Origin of the sequence: Gordonia sp. McavH-238-E, from assembly GCF_022348225.1 — a bacterium.
Taxonomy (GTDB): domain Bacteria; phylum Actinomycetota; class Actinomycetes; order Mycobacteriales; family Mycobacteriaceae; genus Gordonia; species Gordonia terrae.
Map to the genome: position 1 here is coordinate 184,767 of NZ_JAKRFE010000006.1, position 17,750 is coordinate 202,516.

A 17,750-nucleotide genomic window follows, 5' to 3' on the forward strand; every position below is an offset into this window, starting at 1 on the left:
AGCGTGACCGGCCAGATCATCCCGCCCCGCAGGACCAGCGAGCTCGTCGTGCAACGGATGCAGGAGTTGATCGCCGACGGCACCTGGCCGATCGGCGAGCGGATACCCGCCGAGCCCGAGCTCGTGGCGCAATTCGGGGTGGGACGGAACACGATCCGGGAGGCCGCCCGGGCGCTCGAACACGCCGGCATGCTCGAGCCGCGGCGCGGCGACGGCACCTATGTACGTGGACGGAGTCCGCTCGCCGGAGCGATCGCGCGACGCTCGGCGCCATCTGAGTTACGCGATCTACTGGAAGTGCGCCGTGCGCTCGAGAGCGAGGCGGCGGCCGGTGCGGCCGGTCGTGGGGGTGCCCGCGACGTCGAACGCCTACGGACGCTGCTCGCGCGCACCGAGGATGCGCTGACCGACGGCGATCTGGATCGATACACCCAGGCCGACATCGCTTTTCACGCCGAACTCGTCCTCGCGTCCCGCAACGTGCTGCTCATCGAGATGTACGACGGGATCGCCGAGGCGATCGCTCGAACCCATCCGTCGGTGCTGCGTCGTCCGTTGGCTGAGCAGTCACACCCGCGTGGCCATCGCGACGTCGTGGATGCGATCGAACGCGGCGATGCCGGCGCGGCGCGTGCGGCGGTGTACGCCTACGTCGACTTCACCGAGGTGCCGGAATGAGCGGGCGGGGTCTGTCCACGCATGAGCGGACCGGAATCGGGGTGATCGTCACCGCGGTCGGGGTGATGCTGGTCGCCGCGAATCTGCGACCGGCCGTCGTGGCCGTCGGGCCACTCATCGGCGTGATCTCCGACGACGCCGGGTTCAGCAGCGCGGTCGCCGGGCTACTCACCGCCCTGCCCGTCCTGTTCTTCGGGATCTCGGCGCCGGTTGCGCCCCGCCTGGCCAACCGCTTCGGCATCGAGCGGGTCATCTTCGGCGCGCTGCTCGTGCTGATCGCCGGAATCCTCGTGCGTCTTATTCCCTCCGCAGCAGCACTCTTCGCCGGCTCGGCCATCATCGGAGCCGCCATCGGTACCTGCAACGTCGTGTTGCCTGCGCTGATCAAACGCGACTTCGCGCACCGCTCCGGGCTCATGACCGGTCTCTACTCGATGACGCTCTCAGGTGGAGCCGCGGTCGCCTCCGGGGTGAGCGTGCCCATCAACGATGCACTGGGCGGAGACTGGCGTCTCGCGCTCGCCACGTGGGGGCTCCTCGCGGTGGTGGCCGTCGTCGTCTGGATTCCGCAGCTCCCCTCGGTTCACCGGGTGACCTCTGCCTCGCCGACGACGTCGTTGCTGACGAACCCGATCGCGTGGGCCATCACGGTGTTCATGGGCACGCAGTCGTTGATCTTCTACACGTTCGTGGCGTGGCTGCCGCAATATCTCGTTGAGACCGGGATGTCGCCACTGCGGGCGGGTGCGGTTCTGGCGTCGGCGCAGGTGGTCGCGCTGATCATGTCACTGCTCGCGCCGATCGTCGCCGGCCGCTTCGCCGATCAGCGCGTCGTGACCCTGTCGGTGATCACCGTGTGTGCCATCGGTTTCGTGGGTCTGCTGAGCACCGACGTGTGGCCCGGGTTCTGGGCCGCCTGCGTGATGGTCGGGCCCGGCTCGTCGATCAGTCTGGCTCTCCTCTTCATGGTGCTGCGGAGCTCGGGTTCGGAGCAGACGGGGCAGGTGTCCGGGATGGCACAATCCGTCGGCTATCTGGCTGCGGCAGCCGGACCGATCGCCATCGGCGGGATTCACGACGTCACGGGTTCGTGGACGCTTGCGATGGCGGTTCTCGGTCTCGTGCTGGTGCCGCAGGCCGTCTCTGTGCTCGGCGCGGCCAAGAACGTTAAGATGACCGGCTGAGCCCGAGCCCACCCGATGCCGCAGGTGGATCCGCACAACGCCGGTACCGGTCAGCCCTGACCGCTAATCTGTGGCGCATGCATTGTGTGGTCGTGGGTGGGGGACTCGCCGGTCTGGCGTCGGCGGTGTGGCTCTCGGAGGCAGGTCAGCGTGTCACCCTGCTCGAACGGCGCGGTTCACTCGGCGGCCGCACCATCTCGATGCCCCTGCATGTCGTCGACGATGTCCCCGACAACGGCCAGCACGTGTTCGCCAGCGGATACGAACACCTCATGCGTTACCTGGACAGCGTGGGCACCCGCCGACACGTGGCGTTCCCGGGGCACATGACGGTGCGCATGCCCGGCGGGGCGACCCGCAGATCCGGATTCGCGGGCGTGTCCGGACTCCGCGCGGCGCTCGGCGACCTGCCCGGCGTGACCGGCCTCGACCGGCTGCGGACGGCTCGGGCGCAGATCACTCTGGTACGCCAGGCATTTCGGCAACCCGACTGGCTCGACGACATCACCGCCGACGAGTGGTTCCGGCGTATCGGCATGCCGCAGTCCGCGCGGGACGCGCTGTGGGACGGCATCGTCATCGGCCTCACCGGGGACAAGCCGGACATCTCCTCGGCCAAGGTCCCCGCCGATCTGCTGGTGACCGGCGCCCGGCGGGCACGGGAGACGCGCACGCCGATCTCCATCGGATACCCCACCGTCGATCTCGACACGCTGTTCATCGAGGGCGCCGAGAAGCGTTTCGCCGACGCCGGTGTGGAGGTCCGCCACCGCGCGGTGGTGTCGTCGATCGACGTGACCGACGGGGTCGTGAGCGGTGTGACCCTCGCCGACGGCGAGAAGATCGCCGCCGATGCCGTCATCTGCGCGGTACCGGTGTGGAGTGTGAAGGGGCTCCTCGACCAGGTCCCGGGACACGATCGCATCTATCGGGCCGTCGAGAACCTGACCCCCGTCCCCATCGTGAGCGTGAACCTGTATCTCGACCGCTCGATCGGGATGACCGACTGGGGCGAGATCCTCTACGGCGGTGAGGGTGTGCTCGAGCAGGTCTGGGACCGTCAGCGCATGCACGGGCGCGAACCGCGCGACAACCACTTCTACTCGACGACGGTCTCCGCATCCTATGACCTCATCGGCAAGACGAACGCCGAGATCACCGAGATCCAGATGGACATGCTGCGCCGGTACTTCCCGCAGGCGGCCGATGCCGAGGTGGTCCACAGCCACGTGGTCCGGATGCCGAAATCGACCTTCGCGCAACGACCCGGAACCGCAGGCATCCGTCCCGACCAGCGCACCGAGGTCGACGGTCTCGCCCTCGCCGGCGACTGGACCCGCACCGACTGGACCACGACGATGGAGGGCGCGTGCCAGAGTGCGGCCCGGGCCGTCGACATCATCCTGGAGCACGCGCAGCTCCGTCGGCAGGGCACCCGGCAGCCATGACGACGTCCGCATCCGCCTTCCACCTCGGCGGTCCCGAAGTGATGCTTCGCATCGGCGAGGTCTCCGTTTCCGGTGAGCGCAGTGAGGCCCACACCGAGGCCGGACCGTGGCTGGCCGACCCTGCGACGGGAGTGAGCCGTGGGGCTCTGGCCGTGTCGTGCGACGACGTCACCGGATACCTCGTCGCCGCCGCTGGTCCACGGCACCGGTGGCCGGTCTCGCTCGGTATCCGGATGGACTTCCTCGCCGACCCGCCCCTCGATGGTTCCTCGCTGCATGTCACCGGTGAACTCGTGGCGCGAGATGACCGGGGTGCCATGACCACCGGGGCCGTCCTTGATCCGTCGGGCCGGACGATCGCCACGATCATCCAGCGGTCGCATCTCATCGACGCGCCGAGGACACCCGGCCCGCGGGCGTCAGCGCGGATCCTCGAGATCCCGGACGGGCCGGTCCGTCAGCAGCTCGGACTCGTCGAGGTCGCGCCGAACGTCCTGAGCATGGCGCCCACGGTCCTGTCGGCCAACGGGATGGGCAGCGTGCACGGCGGAATCCTGGTCTGTGCGTCCGAACTCGCGGCCGCGTCGTGTGTCCGCGCCGCAGGCGACATGCGGACGACAAGCGTCGACATCACCTACGTCCGCCCGTGCGACGCGGCTGAGACGGCGACGTTCACATCCGAGGTCATGCACCATGGCCGATCGCTGTCGGTGGTGCGCGTGGTGGCGGCAAACCGCGGAGCCAAGCCCGCGGCGATCGCGACGGTCGTGCTCCAGCACATCTGAGCTCTCGCGTGCGGCATACCTGCATGGTTGCGGGGGTTGTCGGTCCCTGGCAGGGTGCAGACATACGGCCGATTCCGGCGCGCGTGAAGATCGTTCGCGCCACCGATGCCGTCACATCGCGATGCGTCGCCGTCCGACGTTCGCGCACAACACAATCACCTTGCCCGCCGCCGAGGCGCACCTGCTCCGAGAGCGGCCTGCCGGATGAGGGAAAGGATCGCAGAGATCGTGACAACTCACACAGCAACCACGATGCCCGACACCGCCGGAACGAGCGCAGCGCCGACCGTCTCGGCGGGCGCTCGGTCGACGAGCGTCGGTGTCGACGTCTACCGCACGCGGCTCGCGCACCGCAGCCAGATCGAACCGCGACCGCACAACACGGTGTGGGGGAGCATGGGAAACCCCGGACCGCTGTCCGCCCCTGAGCTCCGCCGATACGCCGATCGCGGATACCACACGGAGACAAATGTTCTCGCCGATGGCGACATCGCGGAGTGTCTCCGTGAGGTGGAAGCGATCACCGAGCGGCTCGGTGACGACGACCGGGTGATCCGCGAGTCGTCCAGCGGGGACGTGCGGTCGCTGTTCGCGGCGCATCAGCTCAGTGACGTCATCGCCGAGATCTGTTCGCGGGAATCGATTGTCGGCGTCGCCCGTCAGATCCTCGACGATGACGTGACGATCCACCAGAGCCGGATCAACCTCAAGCCGGGGTTCGCGGGCGGTCCGTTCTACTGGCATTCGGACTTCGAGACCTGGCACGCCGAGGACGGGATGCCCGCGCCGCGCGCGCTGAGTGTGTCCCTCGCCCTGACACCCAACGTCACGACCAACGGCCCGCTGATGATCATTCCCGGTTCGCACCGGCGGTTCGTCAGCTGTGTGGGCTCGACACCCGGCGACTATCACCGGGAATCGCTGACGTCCTACCGGCCGCCGTTCGGGACGCCGGAGGAGCAGGACGTCGCGAGCCTCGCCGATGAACTCGGTATCGACACGATCACCGGACCGGCCGGGTCTGCGTTGTACTTCGACTCCAACTGCCTGCACGCGTCCGGCGGGAACATCACGCCCTACCCGCGCAGCAACCTGTTCGTCGTCTTCAACGCGAAGTCGAACGCTTTGCAGGAGCCGTACGGCGGGACCGCGCCACGTCCGGATCATCTGGCGCACAGGTGAGCGCGGCTGCGCCTGGACTCGCGACCGGCGGCGCACCCCCTGCTCCCTGAGGTGCGAGCGAAGGTCCACCCCCTGCTCCCTGAGGTGCGAGCGAAGGCCCGCCCCCCCTGAGATGCGAGCGAAGGCCCGTCCCCTGCTCCCTGAGGTGCGAGCGAAGGCCCGCCCCCTGCTCCTTGAGTGCGAGCGAAGGCCCGTCCCCTGCTCCCTGAGGTGCGAGCGAAGGCCCGCCCCCTGCTCCCTGAGGTGCGAGCGAAGCGAGCCTCGAAGGGTCAGAACCCGGACGACGAGCCGAGGTCGGGAGCCGGTCCGGCGAAGAGATGCTCACCGTCGAACCGGGCGGGCAGGCCGGCCGCGAGGTAGGTGCCGATTCCGGGCTGGTCCAACTCGCCGAAGAGCGGATTGCGCTCCAGGACACCCGATTCGACGACCTCGTCGAAGGTTCGGTACCGCTCCCAGAGCACGGATGCCGTTGCCAGGCCGGCCTCGACCTCCGCGGTGGTGTGCCGCGCGAACCATGCTGCGAACAACGGGGTGAGAACACCACGGTGGATGTACCGGTCGTCCTCGGTGCTGAAGTCCGCGCCCAGCGCCCGTTCGACGGCCGCGACCGCGTCACCGGTCCCGGTCATCTCGACGAGGGCGCGGAAGTGGCGCGGGGTGAGCGCGACGAGCATGAACCGGCCGCCATCGGCTGCCACGAAATCGGTTCCGTAGGTGCCGTATACATCGTTTCCGGTCGCCGGGCGTGTGCCACCGCCGAGCTGCGGTTCGGTCAGGTATCCGAGCGCCCCGGCGATGGCGAGGGCGGTGTCCTCGAGGGGCAGGGTGATCTGTGCCCCGGAACCGGTCTGTTCCCGGCGGCGGACGGCCGCCGTGATCGCCAGCGCGGCATACAGACCGCAGGCGATGTCCCACGCCGGCAGTGCGTGATTGACGACGCCGGCGTAATCGGTGGGACCGGTGATCGCCGGGAATCCCAACGCCGCGTTGACCGTGTAGTCGACGCCCGGGGTGCCGTCGGTGCGGCCGAGTAGTTCCAGCGTGATGACGTCGGACCGCCGTGCGGACAGTGTCTCGTGACTCATCCACGACCGCCCACCCGCGTTGGTGACGAGGATTCCGCCGCCCGGGCCGCTGTCGATGACCAGGTCCTGCACCGACTTCTGGCCACCGGGATCGCGGAAGTCGACGGTGACCGACTTCTTGCCGCGATTCAACCCGGTCCAGTAGATCGAGTGGCCGTCTGCCGTGAGCGGCCATCGGTTGACATCGGCGCCACCGCCGATCGGGTCGACGCGGATGACCTCGGCGCCGAGTTGCGAGAGCGTCAGGCCGCACAGCGGTGATGCGACGAAGCTCGACACCTCCACGACGCGGAGACCCTCGAGCGGACGGGGATTCGAGCTCATGCGACAGACTCCTGGGACGTGGGGGGCGGTGCGGTGAGTGAGGTCAGGCCATCAGGACGCGGAAACGCCAGTCCAGGACATCCCGGTCCGCGTCGACGCCATGTGCGACGACGGTGGAGTGCAGGCGCAGGACACCGCCGCCGGTGGCCAGCGGCGTGGCCTCCTCGACCAGGATCGTCGAACTGAGGGTGTCGCCCTCGTGTACCGGGCCGGTGTGATCGCACGAGTCCCAACCGATGACCGTCACCAGGTTCGGCAGCGCCCGGTTCGCTTGCGCGAGAGCCAGTCCGATGGTGTGGCCGCCGTAGACGAGGCGTCCGCCGGCGGCCGCGCCGGCCACCCGCTCATCGTGGTGGGTGGCCGCGATGTTCAGCGAGAGCCGGGCGAGTTCCGGCGCGCTGGACACCACGTCGGCGCTGGAGGTGAAGGAGCGGCCGGCCAGGTCGGGCGAGAAGTGCTGTCCGCGTGCGGATGTACGGTAGACCGCCAGGTCCCACTCGGGGAGGAACGGTGGCACGTCCGTTCCTGGTCCGATGGTGCTCAGGTCGTCCGCGTGGACGGTCCGCCCGGGATCGGCATCCGGAGACAGCGGCAGCATCGCGCAGCGGTAGAAGTCGAGGACGGTGGCGCCGTGCTGGTCGGTCGTGACCATGTGCAGCGCGGCGAGCCCGGTCGGCGCGCGGCCCGGCTTGGATTTGTTCTCGCGCAGCCCGACCACCTCGGTCACGGTTGTCAGCGTGTCGCCGATCCGGGGGTGGCTCAGGAACCGCAGGCCGCGGTAGAAGAGGTTCGCCTTCACGTGATGGGTGGCCAGGGTGGACTGCCCGATCGCGATGTCGGTGACCAGTCCGGGATGAACGAGCGTGCCACCGTGGATCACCCGATCGGACAGATGCGCGTCGAGTGCGAGGCGTAGACGATCGCCGAGGATCATCTGGTGCGCCGCGGCGAGGCCGTCGGTCACCGTGAGCGACGGGGCGTCGTCGAAGACCTGCCCGTGGAACAGCTCGTCGAAGTAGGGTCCGCCGACGGCGATGGTCTCGCCGCCGGTTCGATCGGGCGGGGTCATTCGGCTGCCTTCGCGAGGACGCGCCGCGCAGACACGGCCAGCGCCTCGTCGAGCATCCGGCCGTCGAGTTCGGCGGCGCCGGCACCTACGGCGGCAGCCTTGTCGAGCGCGTCGAGCACCCGGCGTGCGTCCTCCACGGCGGCGGCGTCCGGGGTGAAGATGTCGATGGCGGACTGCAGCTGAGCCGGGTGGATGACCCAGGTGCCGTCGAAGCCGAGGTCGCGAACCCAGCGCTTGGCGTCGCGGAAGGTGTCGTCGTCGGCGATGGTCAGATGCGGTCCATCGATGACGTCGACGCCGGCTGCCCGGGCGGCGAGCAGCACCGAGTCCTGGACGACGTGCCAGGTCTGCATCGGCAGGCCGGGACTGCGTCCCAGCGACGCGGCGAGATCGGCGTACCCGATGAGGACGGCGTCCAGCCTGGTGGTGGCCGCGCAGATCGCACCGGCGTCACGGATGCCGCGGGGCGATTCGAGCAACGCCTGCAGACGGACCGGGGCTCGGCCGAGCTGTTCGTCGGCGGACCGGAGGTCGGCAGGCGAGTCGGCCTTCGGCAGCACGACCGACGACAGGTTCGGCATCTGTGCACATGCGGCGAGGTCGGCGGCAGCCCAGGGTGTGTCGATCGCGTTGATGCGCAACGAGATCGCGCGGTCGGCACCGAATTCGGCGACGAGGTCGGAGGCCGCCGCACGCGCGGAGTCCTTGTTCTGCGGAGTCACCGCGTCTTCGAGGTCGAGGACCACTTCGTCGGCGATCGAGCCCAGGGCCTTGCGGGCCTTGCGGTCGTCGGAGGCCGGCGCGACCAGGACGGCTCGTCTTCTCTGCACTGCTGCTCCAAAGGTGTGAGGTCAAATGTGCGGCCAAATTCGATGCCGTTCCGGTTCTATCAGACCGACGCGTGCATGGGAAGTGTTGACACCGACCGTGCTGGTGGACAAAATGGCCGTACAAATCTGGTCGTACATCGTAGGGAACCCGTCATGAGCTCGCTGTCCGCCGAAGAGGCATTCCTGGTCGACACCGTGCGGTCGTTCGTCGACCGGGAGGTCAAGCCCTCCGTGCAGGAGGTCGAGCACGCCAACTCCTATCCCGAGAAGTGGATCGAGCAGATGAAGCAGATCGGGATCTACGGACTTGCCGTGCCCGAGGAGTTCGGCGGTTCGCCGGTGTCGATGCCGTGCTACGCGCGGGTCACCCAAGAGCTCGCGCGCGGATGGATGAGTCTGGCCGGGGCGATGGGCGGGCACACCGTGGTCGCGAAGCTCCTCACGCTGTTCGGCACCGCGGAGCAGAAGCAGCGGTACCTGCCGCGGATGGCGACGGGCGAGATTCGGGCCACGATGGCGCTGACCGAGCCGGGCGGGGGATCGGACCTGCAGGCGATGACGACCGTCGCGAAGGTCGACGGAGACGATCTGGTCATCAGTGGGTCGAAGACCTGGATCAGCAACGCGCGACGCTCCGGGTTGATCGCCTTGATGTGCAAGACCGATCCGGGAGCGCAGCCACGGCACCGGGGCATCTCGATCGTGCTCGTCGAACACGGTCCGGGACTGACCGTCTCACGCGACCTGCCCAAGCTCGGTTACAAGGGCGTCGAGAGCTGCGAGCTGTCTTTCGACGGTTATCGCGCACCGCGGTCGGCGATCCTGGGCGAGGTTCCCGGCAAGGGGTTCGGCCAGATGATGAAGGGTCTGGAGACCGGTCGGATCCAGGTGGCGTGCCGCGCGCTCGGGGTGGCGACCGCAGCGTTGGAGGACTCGCTCGCGTATGCGCAGCAACGGGAGTCGTTCGGGCAGCCCATCTGGAAGCATCAGTCGATCGGCAACTATCTGGCGGACATGGCCACCAAGCTCACCGCGGCGCGTCAGCTGACCTGGCACGCCGCCGAGCAGTACGACAAGGGCGAACGCTGCGACATGGAGGCGGGCATGGCCAAGCTCTACGCCTCGGAGGTGGCCATGGAGATCGCCCTGAACGCGGTGCGCATCCACGGCGGCTACGGCTACTCCACCGAGTTCGATGTGGAGCGGTACTTCCGCGACGCACCGCTGATGATCGTGGGGGAGGGCACCAACGAGATCCAGCGCAACGTGATCGCGGCCCAGCTCGTCTCGCGCGGCGGTATCTGAGGCGACGAGCGTCGACCCGGCCGGAGAGTGGGTTCCATGGACGAGCCAGATCAGTCCGCGCCTGCGTACAAGACGCTGGCCGCCGAGCTGCGCTCACAGATCGTCGCGGGGATATATGCCGGCGGCGTCCGCTTGCCCACCGAATCCGAACTGTCGCAGGAACACGGGCTCAGTCGGCAGACCGTCCGCCGCGCATTCCTGGAGCTGGTGACCGAGGGCTCGGTCTACCGCGTCCCCGGCCGCGGGACCTTCGCGACCGAGAACGCGGGGCAATATCTGCGCCAACTGGGTTCGATCGAAGACCTGATGAACCTGTCCGCGGACACCGAGATGCAGGTCATCGAATCACCCGCGCGCCGAGTCGATCTCGAAGCCGCGGGACGGTTGCGACTGGACACCGACGTGGCGTACCGCATCGTCTTCCAGCGCTTTCACGACGGGGTCCCGTTCGTCGTGACCACCGTGTGGTGGCCGGAGTCGGTCGCGCGCCTGGTGATCGACGCCCCCGAGGTCGAAGCCGGTGCGCGCAGCGAACACACGATGATCGGACTGCTCGAACCCCATCTGGTGCATCCGATCGAGGAGTGCGCGCAGTCGATCACCGCCACCGTCGCCGACGCCGGGACCGCCGCCCGACTCGGATGCCCCGTCGGACACGCGGTGCTGCGCGTCGACCGGTTGTACACCGACTCACGGGGTAGGGCAGTCGAACTCGCGGTCAGTCACTTCTTGCCCGAGCACTACACGTACCGGGTGACTCTGCGCCGCACCACCGATCCGCGGTCGGAGTGAGCCGGCGCCCTCTGGTCGCCGATCCGAAGGGAACGACCCCTCCGCTCCCTGAGGTGCGAGGAGCGTTAGCGACGAGCCACGAAGGGTGCCGCAACGTACGTCACCATGCCCTTCGTGGCTCGCTTCGCTTGCACCTCAGGGAGCAGTTGGTTGGCCGCTTCGCTTGCACCTCGGGGAGCGGTTGGTGGCTCGCCGGGACTCAGGTGGCGGTATCCCTGTCAACCCCGAGCCGGAAGGGGCTGCTCCTCGGGCACATTCGACGATCTGCGGTGCGACGGGATGGTGAGTGTGATCGCCATGCCGACGAAGGCGGCGGCCGCGGCGACGAGGAAGCACCAGGTGAACGTCGACTCGTCGGGAACCTCGGTGCCGCCCAGCGAGATCGTGGCACTGGCCAGGATCAGCGCCATCACGGCGGAGGCGATGGTGGTGCCCAGCGAACGCATGAGCCCGTTGAGACCCACCGCGGCACCGGCTTCCGTGGCCGGGACCGACCCCATGATCAGGGTCGGCATCGCCGCGTAGCCGACGCCCACTCCGATGGCGCACACGATCGAGGCCAGCATCAACTTCCACGCGGCATCCATGAGGAAGAACGCGAGCAGGTAGCCGCATCCCAGAATGGCGGCGCCGATGGCGAGCGTGATCTTGGCGCCGATCCGGTTGATGAGGATGCCCGAGACGGGCGCGAAGATCATCATCATCAGTCCACCGGGCGCCATCCACAGACCTGCGGCCAGCAGCGACTGCCCCAGGCCGTAACCGGTGGCCTCCGGTAGGCGCAGCAGCATCGGCAGCACGATGGACTGGGCCATCATGCCGAATCCGATTGCCGCGGCCGCGATGTTGGTCAGCAGGACGGCGGGCCGTGCGGTGGTGCGCAGGTCGACGAGCGGCTCACGCCGGCGTAGTTCGATGAATCCCCAACCGACCAGGACGACGATCCCGCCGATGCCCAGTCCCAGTGTGGCGCCGGACGTCCAGCCCCAGTCGTTGGCCTTCGACACCGCGATGAGGAAGGCGGACAGGCCCACGGCCAGGCCGATGGCGCCGGGGATGTCGATGCGACCGCCGGCGGCGTCGTTGACGCGCGGGACCAGGATCAGCACCGCCAGCGTGACGAGGACGCCGAGGCCGGCAGCCACATAGAACAGCGCATGCCAGTTCCAGGTCTGCACGATCCACGCCGCCAGCGGCAGGCCGATCGCGCCACCGACACCGAGGGTCGCGCTCATCGCGGCGACGGCCATCGAGGTGATCCGGGGTGGGGTGATCTCGCGGATGAGGCTCATCCCGACGGGGATGAAACCCATGGCCAGGCCCTGCACGCCGCGCCCGATGATCAGCGGGATGAGCGAATCGCCCAGCGCGCAGATCAGCGAACCGAGAGTGAGCAGCACCGCGCTCACCAGCAGGACGCGCTGCTTGCCGAACATGTCGCCGAGGCGTCCGGCGATCGGCATGGCCACGGCGGCGGCGAGCAGGGTCGCGGTGATGATCCAGGAGGCGTTGCCGATCGACGTCCCGAGGAGACGGGGGAGGTCGGGCTGGATCGGGATGATCAGCGTCTGCATCAGCGAGGCGACCAGACCGCCGAAACAGAGCACCACGACGCTGCCGATGGCACCCGCGGGTGCCTTCTCGATGGCGTCCGACGTGTCGTCGGTCAGTTCGGGTGCCGAACCTCGTACTTGGCCCATGGGAGATACCTCCTTCGAGGTATGCAGCATACATATGTAATGTACACACGCAAATCGGACAGTAGATTGTCCACGTCGAGAGATGGAGGAGAGATGTCGGAGGACCACGCGCCCTGGCAGTCGCCGGTGCATCGTGACCTGGCGCAGGAACTGCTGCGGATGTCACGGCGTCGCAGCCTGGTGCACCCCGGCGTCGGGCTGGAACGCTCGGCTTTCGCGATCCTCTGGGTTCTCTCCGACGGACGGCCGCGCACGTTGCGGGAGCTGACCGCCGACCTCCAACTCGAGCAGTCGACGGTCAACCGCCAGGTCAACGCCGCCATCAAACACGGGTATGTGGAGCGGTTCGAGGTCGAGGATTCGCTGTCGAAGATGATCCGTCCCACCGAATCCGGGCGGGCGGCGTTCCGGCGCGACGGCCTGCTGCGTGCCGAGCGCCTCGAGCAGGTCTTCGCCGACCTGGCCCCCGGCTCCCCGCAGGCGCTGCTCGACGAACTGCGCGCCTTCAACGACGCGTACGAACGGACCCAGCACCGGCACGGCGCAACCGATGAATCCGACACCGGGAAAAGAGGATCGGCGTGACCTCGGCCGGCACATACGTGGTGACCGGTTCGGCGTCGGGGATGGGTGCGTCGGTGGCCGCGGCCCTGCGCGCGGAGGGGCACACCGTGATCGGGGTCGATCAGCGCGACGCCGAGGTCGTCGCCGATCTGTCGACACCCGAGGGTCGACGCGGCGCGGCCGATGAAGTCCTCGCCCGATCCGGCGGGCGGCTCGACGGTGCCGTGCTGGCCGCGGGCATGGGCCCCGCTGCCGGGCGTGAGCGGATGATCGTCGAGGTCAACGTGTTCGGCGTGACCGACCTGCTGACCGCCTGGCGTCCGGCGCTGGCCGCCGCGGGGAACGCGAAAGTGGTTGTGTTCGGCTCCAATTCGACGACGGTGACGCCGCTGGTGCCGACGTCCGCGATACGCCGACTGCTCAACGACGACCCCGAGGGGGCCACCCGGGTGATCCGACGCCGACGGGGCGTCACCGGCCCCGTCGCGTATGCGTCCTCGAAGATCGCGATCACGCAGTGGTGCCGTATCCATGGCACAGCGGCCGAGTGGGCGGGCGCCGGTATCCGCGTCAACGTCATCGCGCCGGGCCCGGTGATGACGCCACTGCTGCAGTCCCAACTCGACAGTCCGCAGGGCGGACACGTGAAGTCGTTCCCGGTGCCGGTGCGCGAGTACGGGACTCCAGGGCAACTCGCGTCCTGGGTCGTACTCATGCTGTCGCCGGCGGCGGATTTCATGGCCGGCGCGGTCGTCACCGTCGACGGCGGCACCGATGCCCTCATGCGCGCACGCGACTGGCCGTCTCGGCTGCCACTGCGGGCGGTGCCACGGTTCCTGTGGACGATGTACCGCGCCCCCAGGAGGGGAATGGTCGCGGAGTACTAGTGGTGGGTCGCGCCTAGAGCCCCGCCCGTTCGAGCGCCTCGTCGAACTCCTCCGAGGCCTGCTTCTCGCTCTTGCCGTCTTCGAGCGCCTGGCGATAGACGGCGAACAGTTCGGCGCCTCGTTGTACATAGGCCTGCGTCCAGCGCTCGGCGTCGACACGCCAGTAGCCGATGACGTCGTAGGACCCGCGGTCCCAGCGAAGACTGCCGCGCAGGTGCTTGCGAATCGCGCGCGACTCCGCTGCCTCGCCGGCGAACCAGCAGTACGCGCCGGAGTCCGGCAGGGTGAGCCCGCAGACCGTGTCGGCAAGCCGGCTCGGCGTACGGGAGTTTCCGCCGACGAGCGTGATCAGCTCGACATCCCGCTCGGGTAGGTAGGACAGTTCGGTCGGCGCGGGCACCTCGACCACGGCGGTCACCCCGTCGGTCGACGGCAGTTCGTCGAGGATGCGTGCCAGAGCGGGGAGCCCGGCAAGATCGGCGGCGAGGATCAGGCGTTCGACGCCGGCGGGTGGCGCGTACCAGCTCCGCGCATGCGTCATCACCACGTCATGCCCCGCCTCGGCGCGTTGCGCCCACAGCGTCGCGGGGCCGGCCGCATGGATGACGAAGTCGACGACCATGGTGCAGGCGGAGTGGTCGACCGACCGGATCGAGTAGTTCCGGCCGTCGGGTGCCGGGTCGATGTCGTAGTAGGCCCACGTGCCGTCGCGACATTCCATATCCGGTGTGACACGCTCGGGGTCGTGTGGGAAGTAGATGCCCACGGCTTCGTCGGCGCCGCCGGGCAAGCCGAGTCCTGGCAGATCGGCCACGTCGAAGACGATACGACGCAGATTGGGCGTCAGGTCGGCGACGTCGGCAACGCGTGCTCTGGAGTAGCCCATGAGGTAACCCTAACCTGACTTGTCTGGACCCGGGTTACTAGGATATGCAACTATCTGAGAAGAACCATCTGCGACGTCTGTCGGTGTGGAGAGGAGTTCGTCCGTGTCGGAACCATCGGTCGTGACGGAGAAGAACGGGTCGGCGCGGTCGCTGGTCCTGAACCGTCCGAAGTCCATCAACGCAATCGATCACGAGATGGTCGGCTCGATGGCCGAACACCTCGCGGCCTGGGCCGACGATGACGCGGTCGAGGCCGTCGTTCTCTCCGGTGCCGGTGAACGGGGGCTCTGCGCCGGTGGCGACATCGTCGCCATCCATCGCGACGCGTCCGCGCTCAGCGGGAATCCCGAGTCGACCGACCGTGATGCCGAGCAGTCGCCGTCGGCGAAGTTCTGGTTCGACGAATACCGGCTGAACGCGCTGATCTCGGGCTACCCCAAGCCGTACGTCGCGATCATGGACGGCATCGTGATGGGCGGCGGTGTCGGAGTCTCCGCGCACGGCGACATCCGTGTCGTCACCGACCGCACGAAGCTCGCGATGCCCGAGGTGGGTATCGGATTCGTTCCCGATGTCGGTGGCACTCATCTTCTTTCGCGCGTTCCGGACGGACTCGGAACCTACGCCGGTCTCACCGCCGGTCACCTGCGCGGCGCCGACGCCATCGCGATGGGGCTGGCCGACCACTTCGTCCCGTCCGAGGCCCTCCCGGCGTTTCTCGCCGCGATCGGCGAGTCGGGAGTCGAGGCGGCGTTGTCCGCCCACGCCGTCGACGCGCCGGCCTCGGAACTCGCCGAGCAGCGCGAGTGGATCGCGGAAGCGTTTGCGGCCGACGATGTCTCGGAGATCATCGAACGCTGCCGCGCGGTCGGTACACCTTTCGCCGACAAGACCGCCGACGCCATCGCCGCGAAGAGCCCGACCGCACTGGCTGTCACGCTGCGATCGTTGCGCGAGGCGGCCGGCGACGCGACCCTCGAGGACACGCTGGTCCGTGAATTCCGCGTCTCGGTGCGCTGCCTGCTGCATCCCGACATGGCCGAGGGCATCCGCGCCCAGGTCATCGACAAGGACCGTGACCCGAAGTGGGCGGCGTTCTCCGAGGATGCCGTGGATGCCTTCTTCGCGCCGCTTCCCGACGACCTCACGTTCCCGAACGCCTGACCCCCGAACACCCTCACCGCGAACCGTCGGCGCCTATGCCGGACCTTCCCGCGTGCGGGTTCAGCCCGTAGCATCCCGCCCCGTACGACCAGCCCCGTACGATCCCGGGCCGTCACCGACCGAAAGAGGACTCACCATGACCGAACACCAGACCATCATCGTCGAGACCAGCGGCCGGGTGGGCATCATCACCCTCAACCGCCCGAAGGCGCTGAACGCTCTCAACACCGAGCTGATGAACGAAGTGGTCGGCGCTGTCCGCGAATTCGACGTCGACCAGGGGATCGGCGCGATCGTGATCACCGGTTCGGAGAAGGCGTTCGCCGCGGGCGCCGACATCAAGGAGATGTCGTCGAAGTCGTACGCGGACGTGGTGAACGAGCAGTTCTTCGGCGCCTGGGATGAGCTGTCGCGGGCGCGCACCCCGATCATCGCCGCGGTCACCGGTTACGCACTCGGCGGCGGCTGCGAGCTCGCGATGCTGTGCGACACCATCATCGCCGGCGACAACGCCGTCTTCGGCCAGCCCGAGATCAACCTGGGTGTCATCCCCGGCATCGGCGGCTCGCAGCGTCTCACTCGCGCTGTCGGCAAGGCCAAGGCGATGGACATGGTGCTGACCGGCCGGCAGATGAAGGTCGACGAGGCCGAACGCCTCGGCCTCGTGTCGCGGGTCGTTCCCAAGGAGGACTGCCGCGCCGCCGCCATCGAGGTCGCCGAGGTCATCGCCTCGAAGTCGCTCATCGCGTCCGCGGCCGCCAAGGACGCGGTCAACCGCGCCTTCGAGTCGAGCCTGGTCGAGGGCGTCCGCGCCGAGCGCGCGCTGTTCTACTCGACGTTCGCGACCGACGACCAGACCGAGGGCATGGCCGCCTTCGTCGAGAAGCGGGACCCGAACTTCACCCACCGCTGATCGGTCCCGAAACCCGCCGAAGCACGGTGAGGGCCCGGTCGACGAGCGGGGTCCGGCGCCCGTCCGGGAACGCGACGGCGAGTTCGACCTCGTCGTCGGTGTCGAGCGGCCGGTAGACGACGCCCGGTACGCCGAGCGCCGAGGTGGGTTCGGGGACCAGGGCGACCCCCACCCCGGCGGCGACCAGCGTCACGAGCGTCGACGTCTCCTCGACCTCGTGCCGGATGCGCGGCACGAATCCCGCGCGTCCGGCGGCGGCCGACAGGACGCCGTGCATGATCGACTTTCCGCCGCCCGCGTGGACGATGAAGTCGTCGCCGCCCAGAAGCGCGAGGTCGACGGCCGCATCTGATGCGCCGCGGGCGAGTTGATGGTCGTGGGGCAGAGCCACGATGAGGCGGTCGCTGCGGATCGGCTCGACATGCAGTCCGGTCGTGTCGATCGGCATCCGCAACAACGCGAGGTCGATGTCCCCGGCCGTGAGCGCGGTGATCTGGGCGGGTGCCAGCATCTCGCCGCGAACGCTCACGTCCACATCTGGTAGCTCGTCGCTGAGTGCGCGCACCAGCGCGGGTAAGAGCGAGTAGGTGGCCGAACCCACGCACCCGATCGACAGGGTGCCTGCACGTCCGTCGGCGATCCGCTGCGCCTGCCGCGATGCGGCGTCGACCGAGTCCAGGATTGCGACGGCTCGCTCCAGGTAGTCCGCACCTGCCGGGGTCAGCTCGACGCGCCGCGTCGACCGGACCAGCAGTGCGACGCCGAGCTCGTCCTCGAGTTGACGGATCTGCTGGGACAGCGGTGGCTGGGCCATGTGAAGTCGCCGGGCGGCCCGGCCGAAGTGCAACTCCTCGGCGACGGCGCGGAAGTAGCGCAGGTGTCGCAGCTCCATGCGGCCAGTCTAAGCATTTGATATCCACTGCATATCAAAAGCCCTGATATGGATACTTCTC

At 68.5% G+C, this 17,750-nt stretch carries 17 protein-coding genes; 11 read left to right on the forward strand and 6 right to left on the reverse strand.

Annotation, left to right across the window (positions count from 1 at the left end; genetic code table 11):
• The first annotated feature begins 3 nt into the window (after positions 1 to 3).
• The 5 genes from MHN80_RS10725 to MHN80_RS10745 all read left to right on the forward strand — a co-directional run bounded on the left by MHN80_RS10725 (position 4) and on the right by MHN80_RS10745 (position 5,277).
• Positions 4 to 678, forward strand: coding sequence for a FadR/GntR family transcriptional regulator (locus MHN80_RS10725; protein WP_101819620.1), 675 nt, complete (start codon positions 4 to 6; stop codon positions 676 to 678).
• Positions 675 to 1,862, forward strand: a complete 1,188-nt coding sequence (locus MHN80_RS10730; protein WP_101819621.1) for an MFS transporter — start codon at positions 675 to 677, stop codon at positions 1,860 to 1,862. Before MHN80_RS10725 ends, MHN80_RS10730 begins: the two co-directional genes overlap by 4 nt.
• Positions 1,863 to 1,939: 77 nt before the next feature.
• Entirely contained in the window at positions 1,940 to 3,310 is a 1,371-nt protein-coding gene (locus MHN80_RS10735; RefSeq protein WP_239401469.1) for an FAD-dependent oxidoreductase, read from the forward strand.
• Positions 3,307 to 4,095: a PaaI family thioesterase gene (locus tag MHN80_RS10740; RefSeq protein WP_101819622.1), complete on the forward strand. Its 789-nt coding sequence runs from the start codon at positions 3,307 to 3,309 to the stop codon at positions 4,093 to 4,095. The genes MHN80_RS10735 and MHN80_RS10740 overlap by 4 nt, the downstream gene beginning before the upstream one ends.
• 252 nt (positions 4,096 to 4,347) lie before the next feature.
• Positions 4,348 to 5,277 (forward strand): phytanoyl-CoA dioxygenase family protein, encoded by a 930-nt coding sequence (locus tag MHN80_RS10745; protein ID WP_275447629.1) that lies wholly within the window; start codon positions 4,348 to 4,350, stop codon positions 5,275 to 5,277.
• A gap of 269 nt (positions 5,278 to 5,546) precedes the next feature.
• On the opposite strand, the gene MHN80_RS10750 is transcribed toward MHN80_RS10745, so the two are convergent.
• Genes MHN80_RS10750 through MHN80_RS10760 form a run of 3 tightly spaced genes read right to left on the reverse strand, consistent with a single transcriptional unit; the run spans position 5,547 to position 8,585 of the window.
• Positions 5,547 to 6,686, reverse strand: coding sequence for a CoA transferase (locus MHN80_RS10750; RefSeq protein ID WP_239401473.1), 1,140 nt, complete (start codon positions 6,684 to 6,686; stop codon positions 5,547 to 5,549).
• Between the two features lie 43 nt (positions 6,687 to 6,729).
• Positions 6,730 to 7,755 (reverse strand): MaoC family dehydratase, encoded by a 1,026-nt coding sequence (locus MHN80_RS10755; RefSeq protein WP_239401475.1) that lies wholly within the window; start codon positions 7,753 to 7,755, stop codon positions 6,730 to 6,732.
• Positions 7,752 to 8,585: a CoA ester lyase gene (locus tag MHN80_RS10760; protein WP_239401477.1), complete on the reverse strand. Its 834-nt coding sequence runs from the start codon at positions 8,583 to 8,585 to the stop codon at positions 7,752 to 7,754. Before MHN80_RS10760 ends, MHN80_RS10755 begins: the two co-directional genes overlap by 4 nt.
• A 153-nt stretch (positions 8,586 to 8,738) precedes the next feature.
• Here MHN80_RS10760 and MHN80_RS10765 point away from each other — a divergent pair, with 153 nt between their 5' ends.
• A complete protein-coding gene (locus MHN80_RS10765; protein ID WP_239401479.1) occupies positions 8,739 to 9,890 on the forward strand; it encodes an acyl-CoA dehydrogenase family protein in 1,152 nt (383 codons plus the stop codon).
• Positions 9,891 to 9,926: 36 nt separating this feature from the next.
• Positions 9,927 to 10,682 carry a GntR family transcriptional regulator gene (locus MHN80_RS10770; RefSeq protein WP_239401481.1) on the forward strand — a complete coding sequence of 252 codons (756 nt, stop codon included), beginning with the start codon at positions 9,927 to 9,929 and terminating at the stop codon, positions 10,680 to 10,682.
• A gap of 218 nt (positions 10,683 to 10,900) precedes the next feature.
• Here MHN80_RS10770 and MHN80_RS10775 read toward each other — a convergent pair whose 3' ends face one another.
• Positions 10,901 to 12,382 carry an MFS transporter gene (locus tag MHN80_RS10775; RefSeq protein WP_239401483.1) on the reverse strand — a complete coding sequence of 494 codons (1,482 nt, stop codon included), beginning with the start codon at positions 12,380 to 12,382 and terminating at the stop codon, positions 10,901 to 10,903.
• A gap of 93 nt (positions 12,383 to 12,475) precedes the next feature.
• Between MHN80_RS10775 and MHN80_RS10780 the strand changes: the two genes are divergently transcribed.
• Both MHN80_RS10780 and MHN80_RS10785 read left to right on the forward strand, forming a co-directional pair.
• Entirely contained in the window at positions 12,476 to 12,967 is a 492-nt protein-coding gene (locus MHN80_RS10780; RefSeq protein WP_064571402.1) for a MarR family winged helix-turn-helix transcriptional regulator, read from the forward strand.
• Entirely contained in the window at positions 12,964 to 13,833 is an 870-nt protein-coding gene (locus MHN80_RS10785; RefSeq protein WP_239401485.1) for an SDR family oxidoreductase, read from the forward strand. The genes MHN80_RS10780 and MHN80_RS10785 overlap by 4 nt, the downstream gene beginning before the upstream one ends.
• Positions 13,834 to 13,846: 13 nt before the next feature.
• Here the strand turns inward: MHN80_RS10785 and MHN80_RS10790 are convergent, their stop codons facing one another.
• Positions 13,847 to 14,719 (reverse strand): siderophore-interacting protein, encoded by an 873-nt coding sequence (locus tag MHN80_RS10790; RefSeq protein WP_239401487.1) that lies wholly within the window; start codon positions 14,717 to 14,719, stop codon positions 13,847 to 13,849.
• A gap of 103 nt (positions 14,720 to 14,822) precedes the next feature.
• On the opposite strand from MHN80_RS10790, the gene MHN80_RS10795 reads away from it, so the two are divergent.
• Together MHN80_RS10795 and MHN80_RS10800 are read left to right on the forward strand one after the other, a co-directional pair.
• The gene (locus tag MHN80_RS10795; protein WP_239401489.1) at positions 14,823 to 15,884 is read left to right on the forward strand and encodes an enoyl-CoA hydratase/isomerase family protein; all 1,062 of its coding nucleotides are present in this window, start codon (positions 14,823 to 14,825) and stop codon (positions 15,882 to 15,884) included.
• Between the two features lie 136 nt (positions 15,885 to 16,020).
• Entirely contained in the window at positions 16,021 to 16,797 is a 777-nt protein-coding gene (locus tag MHN80_RS10800) for an enoyl-CoA hydratase (protein ID WP_058249749.1), read from the forward strand.
• On the opposite strand, the gene MHN80_RS10805 is transcribed toward MHN80_RS10800, so the two are convergent.
• Entirely contained in the window at positions 16,784 to 17,689 is a 906-nt protein-coding gene (locus MHN80_RS10805; protein WP_239401491.1) for a LysR substrate-binding domain-containing protein, read from the reverse strand. The genes MHN80_RS10800 and MHN80_RS10805 overlap by 14 nt on opposite strands.
• Between the last annotated feature and the right edge of the window lie 61 nt (positions 17,690 to 17,750).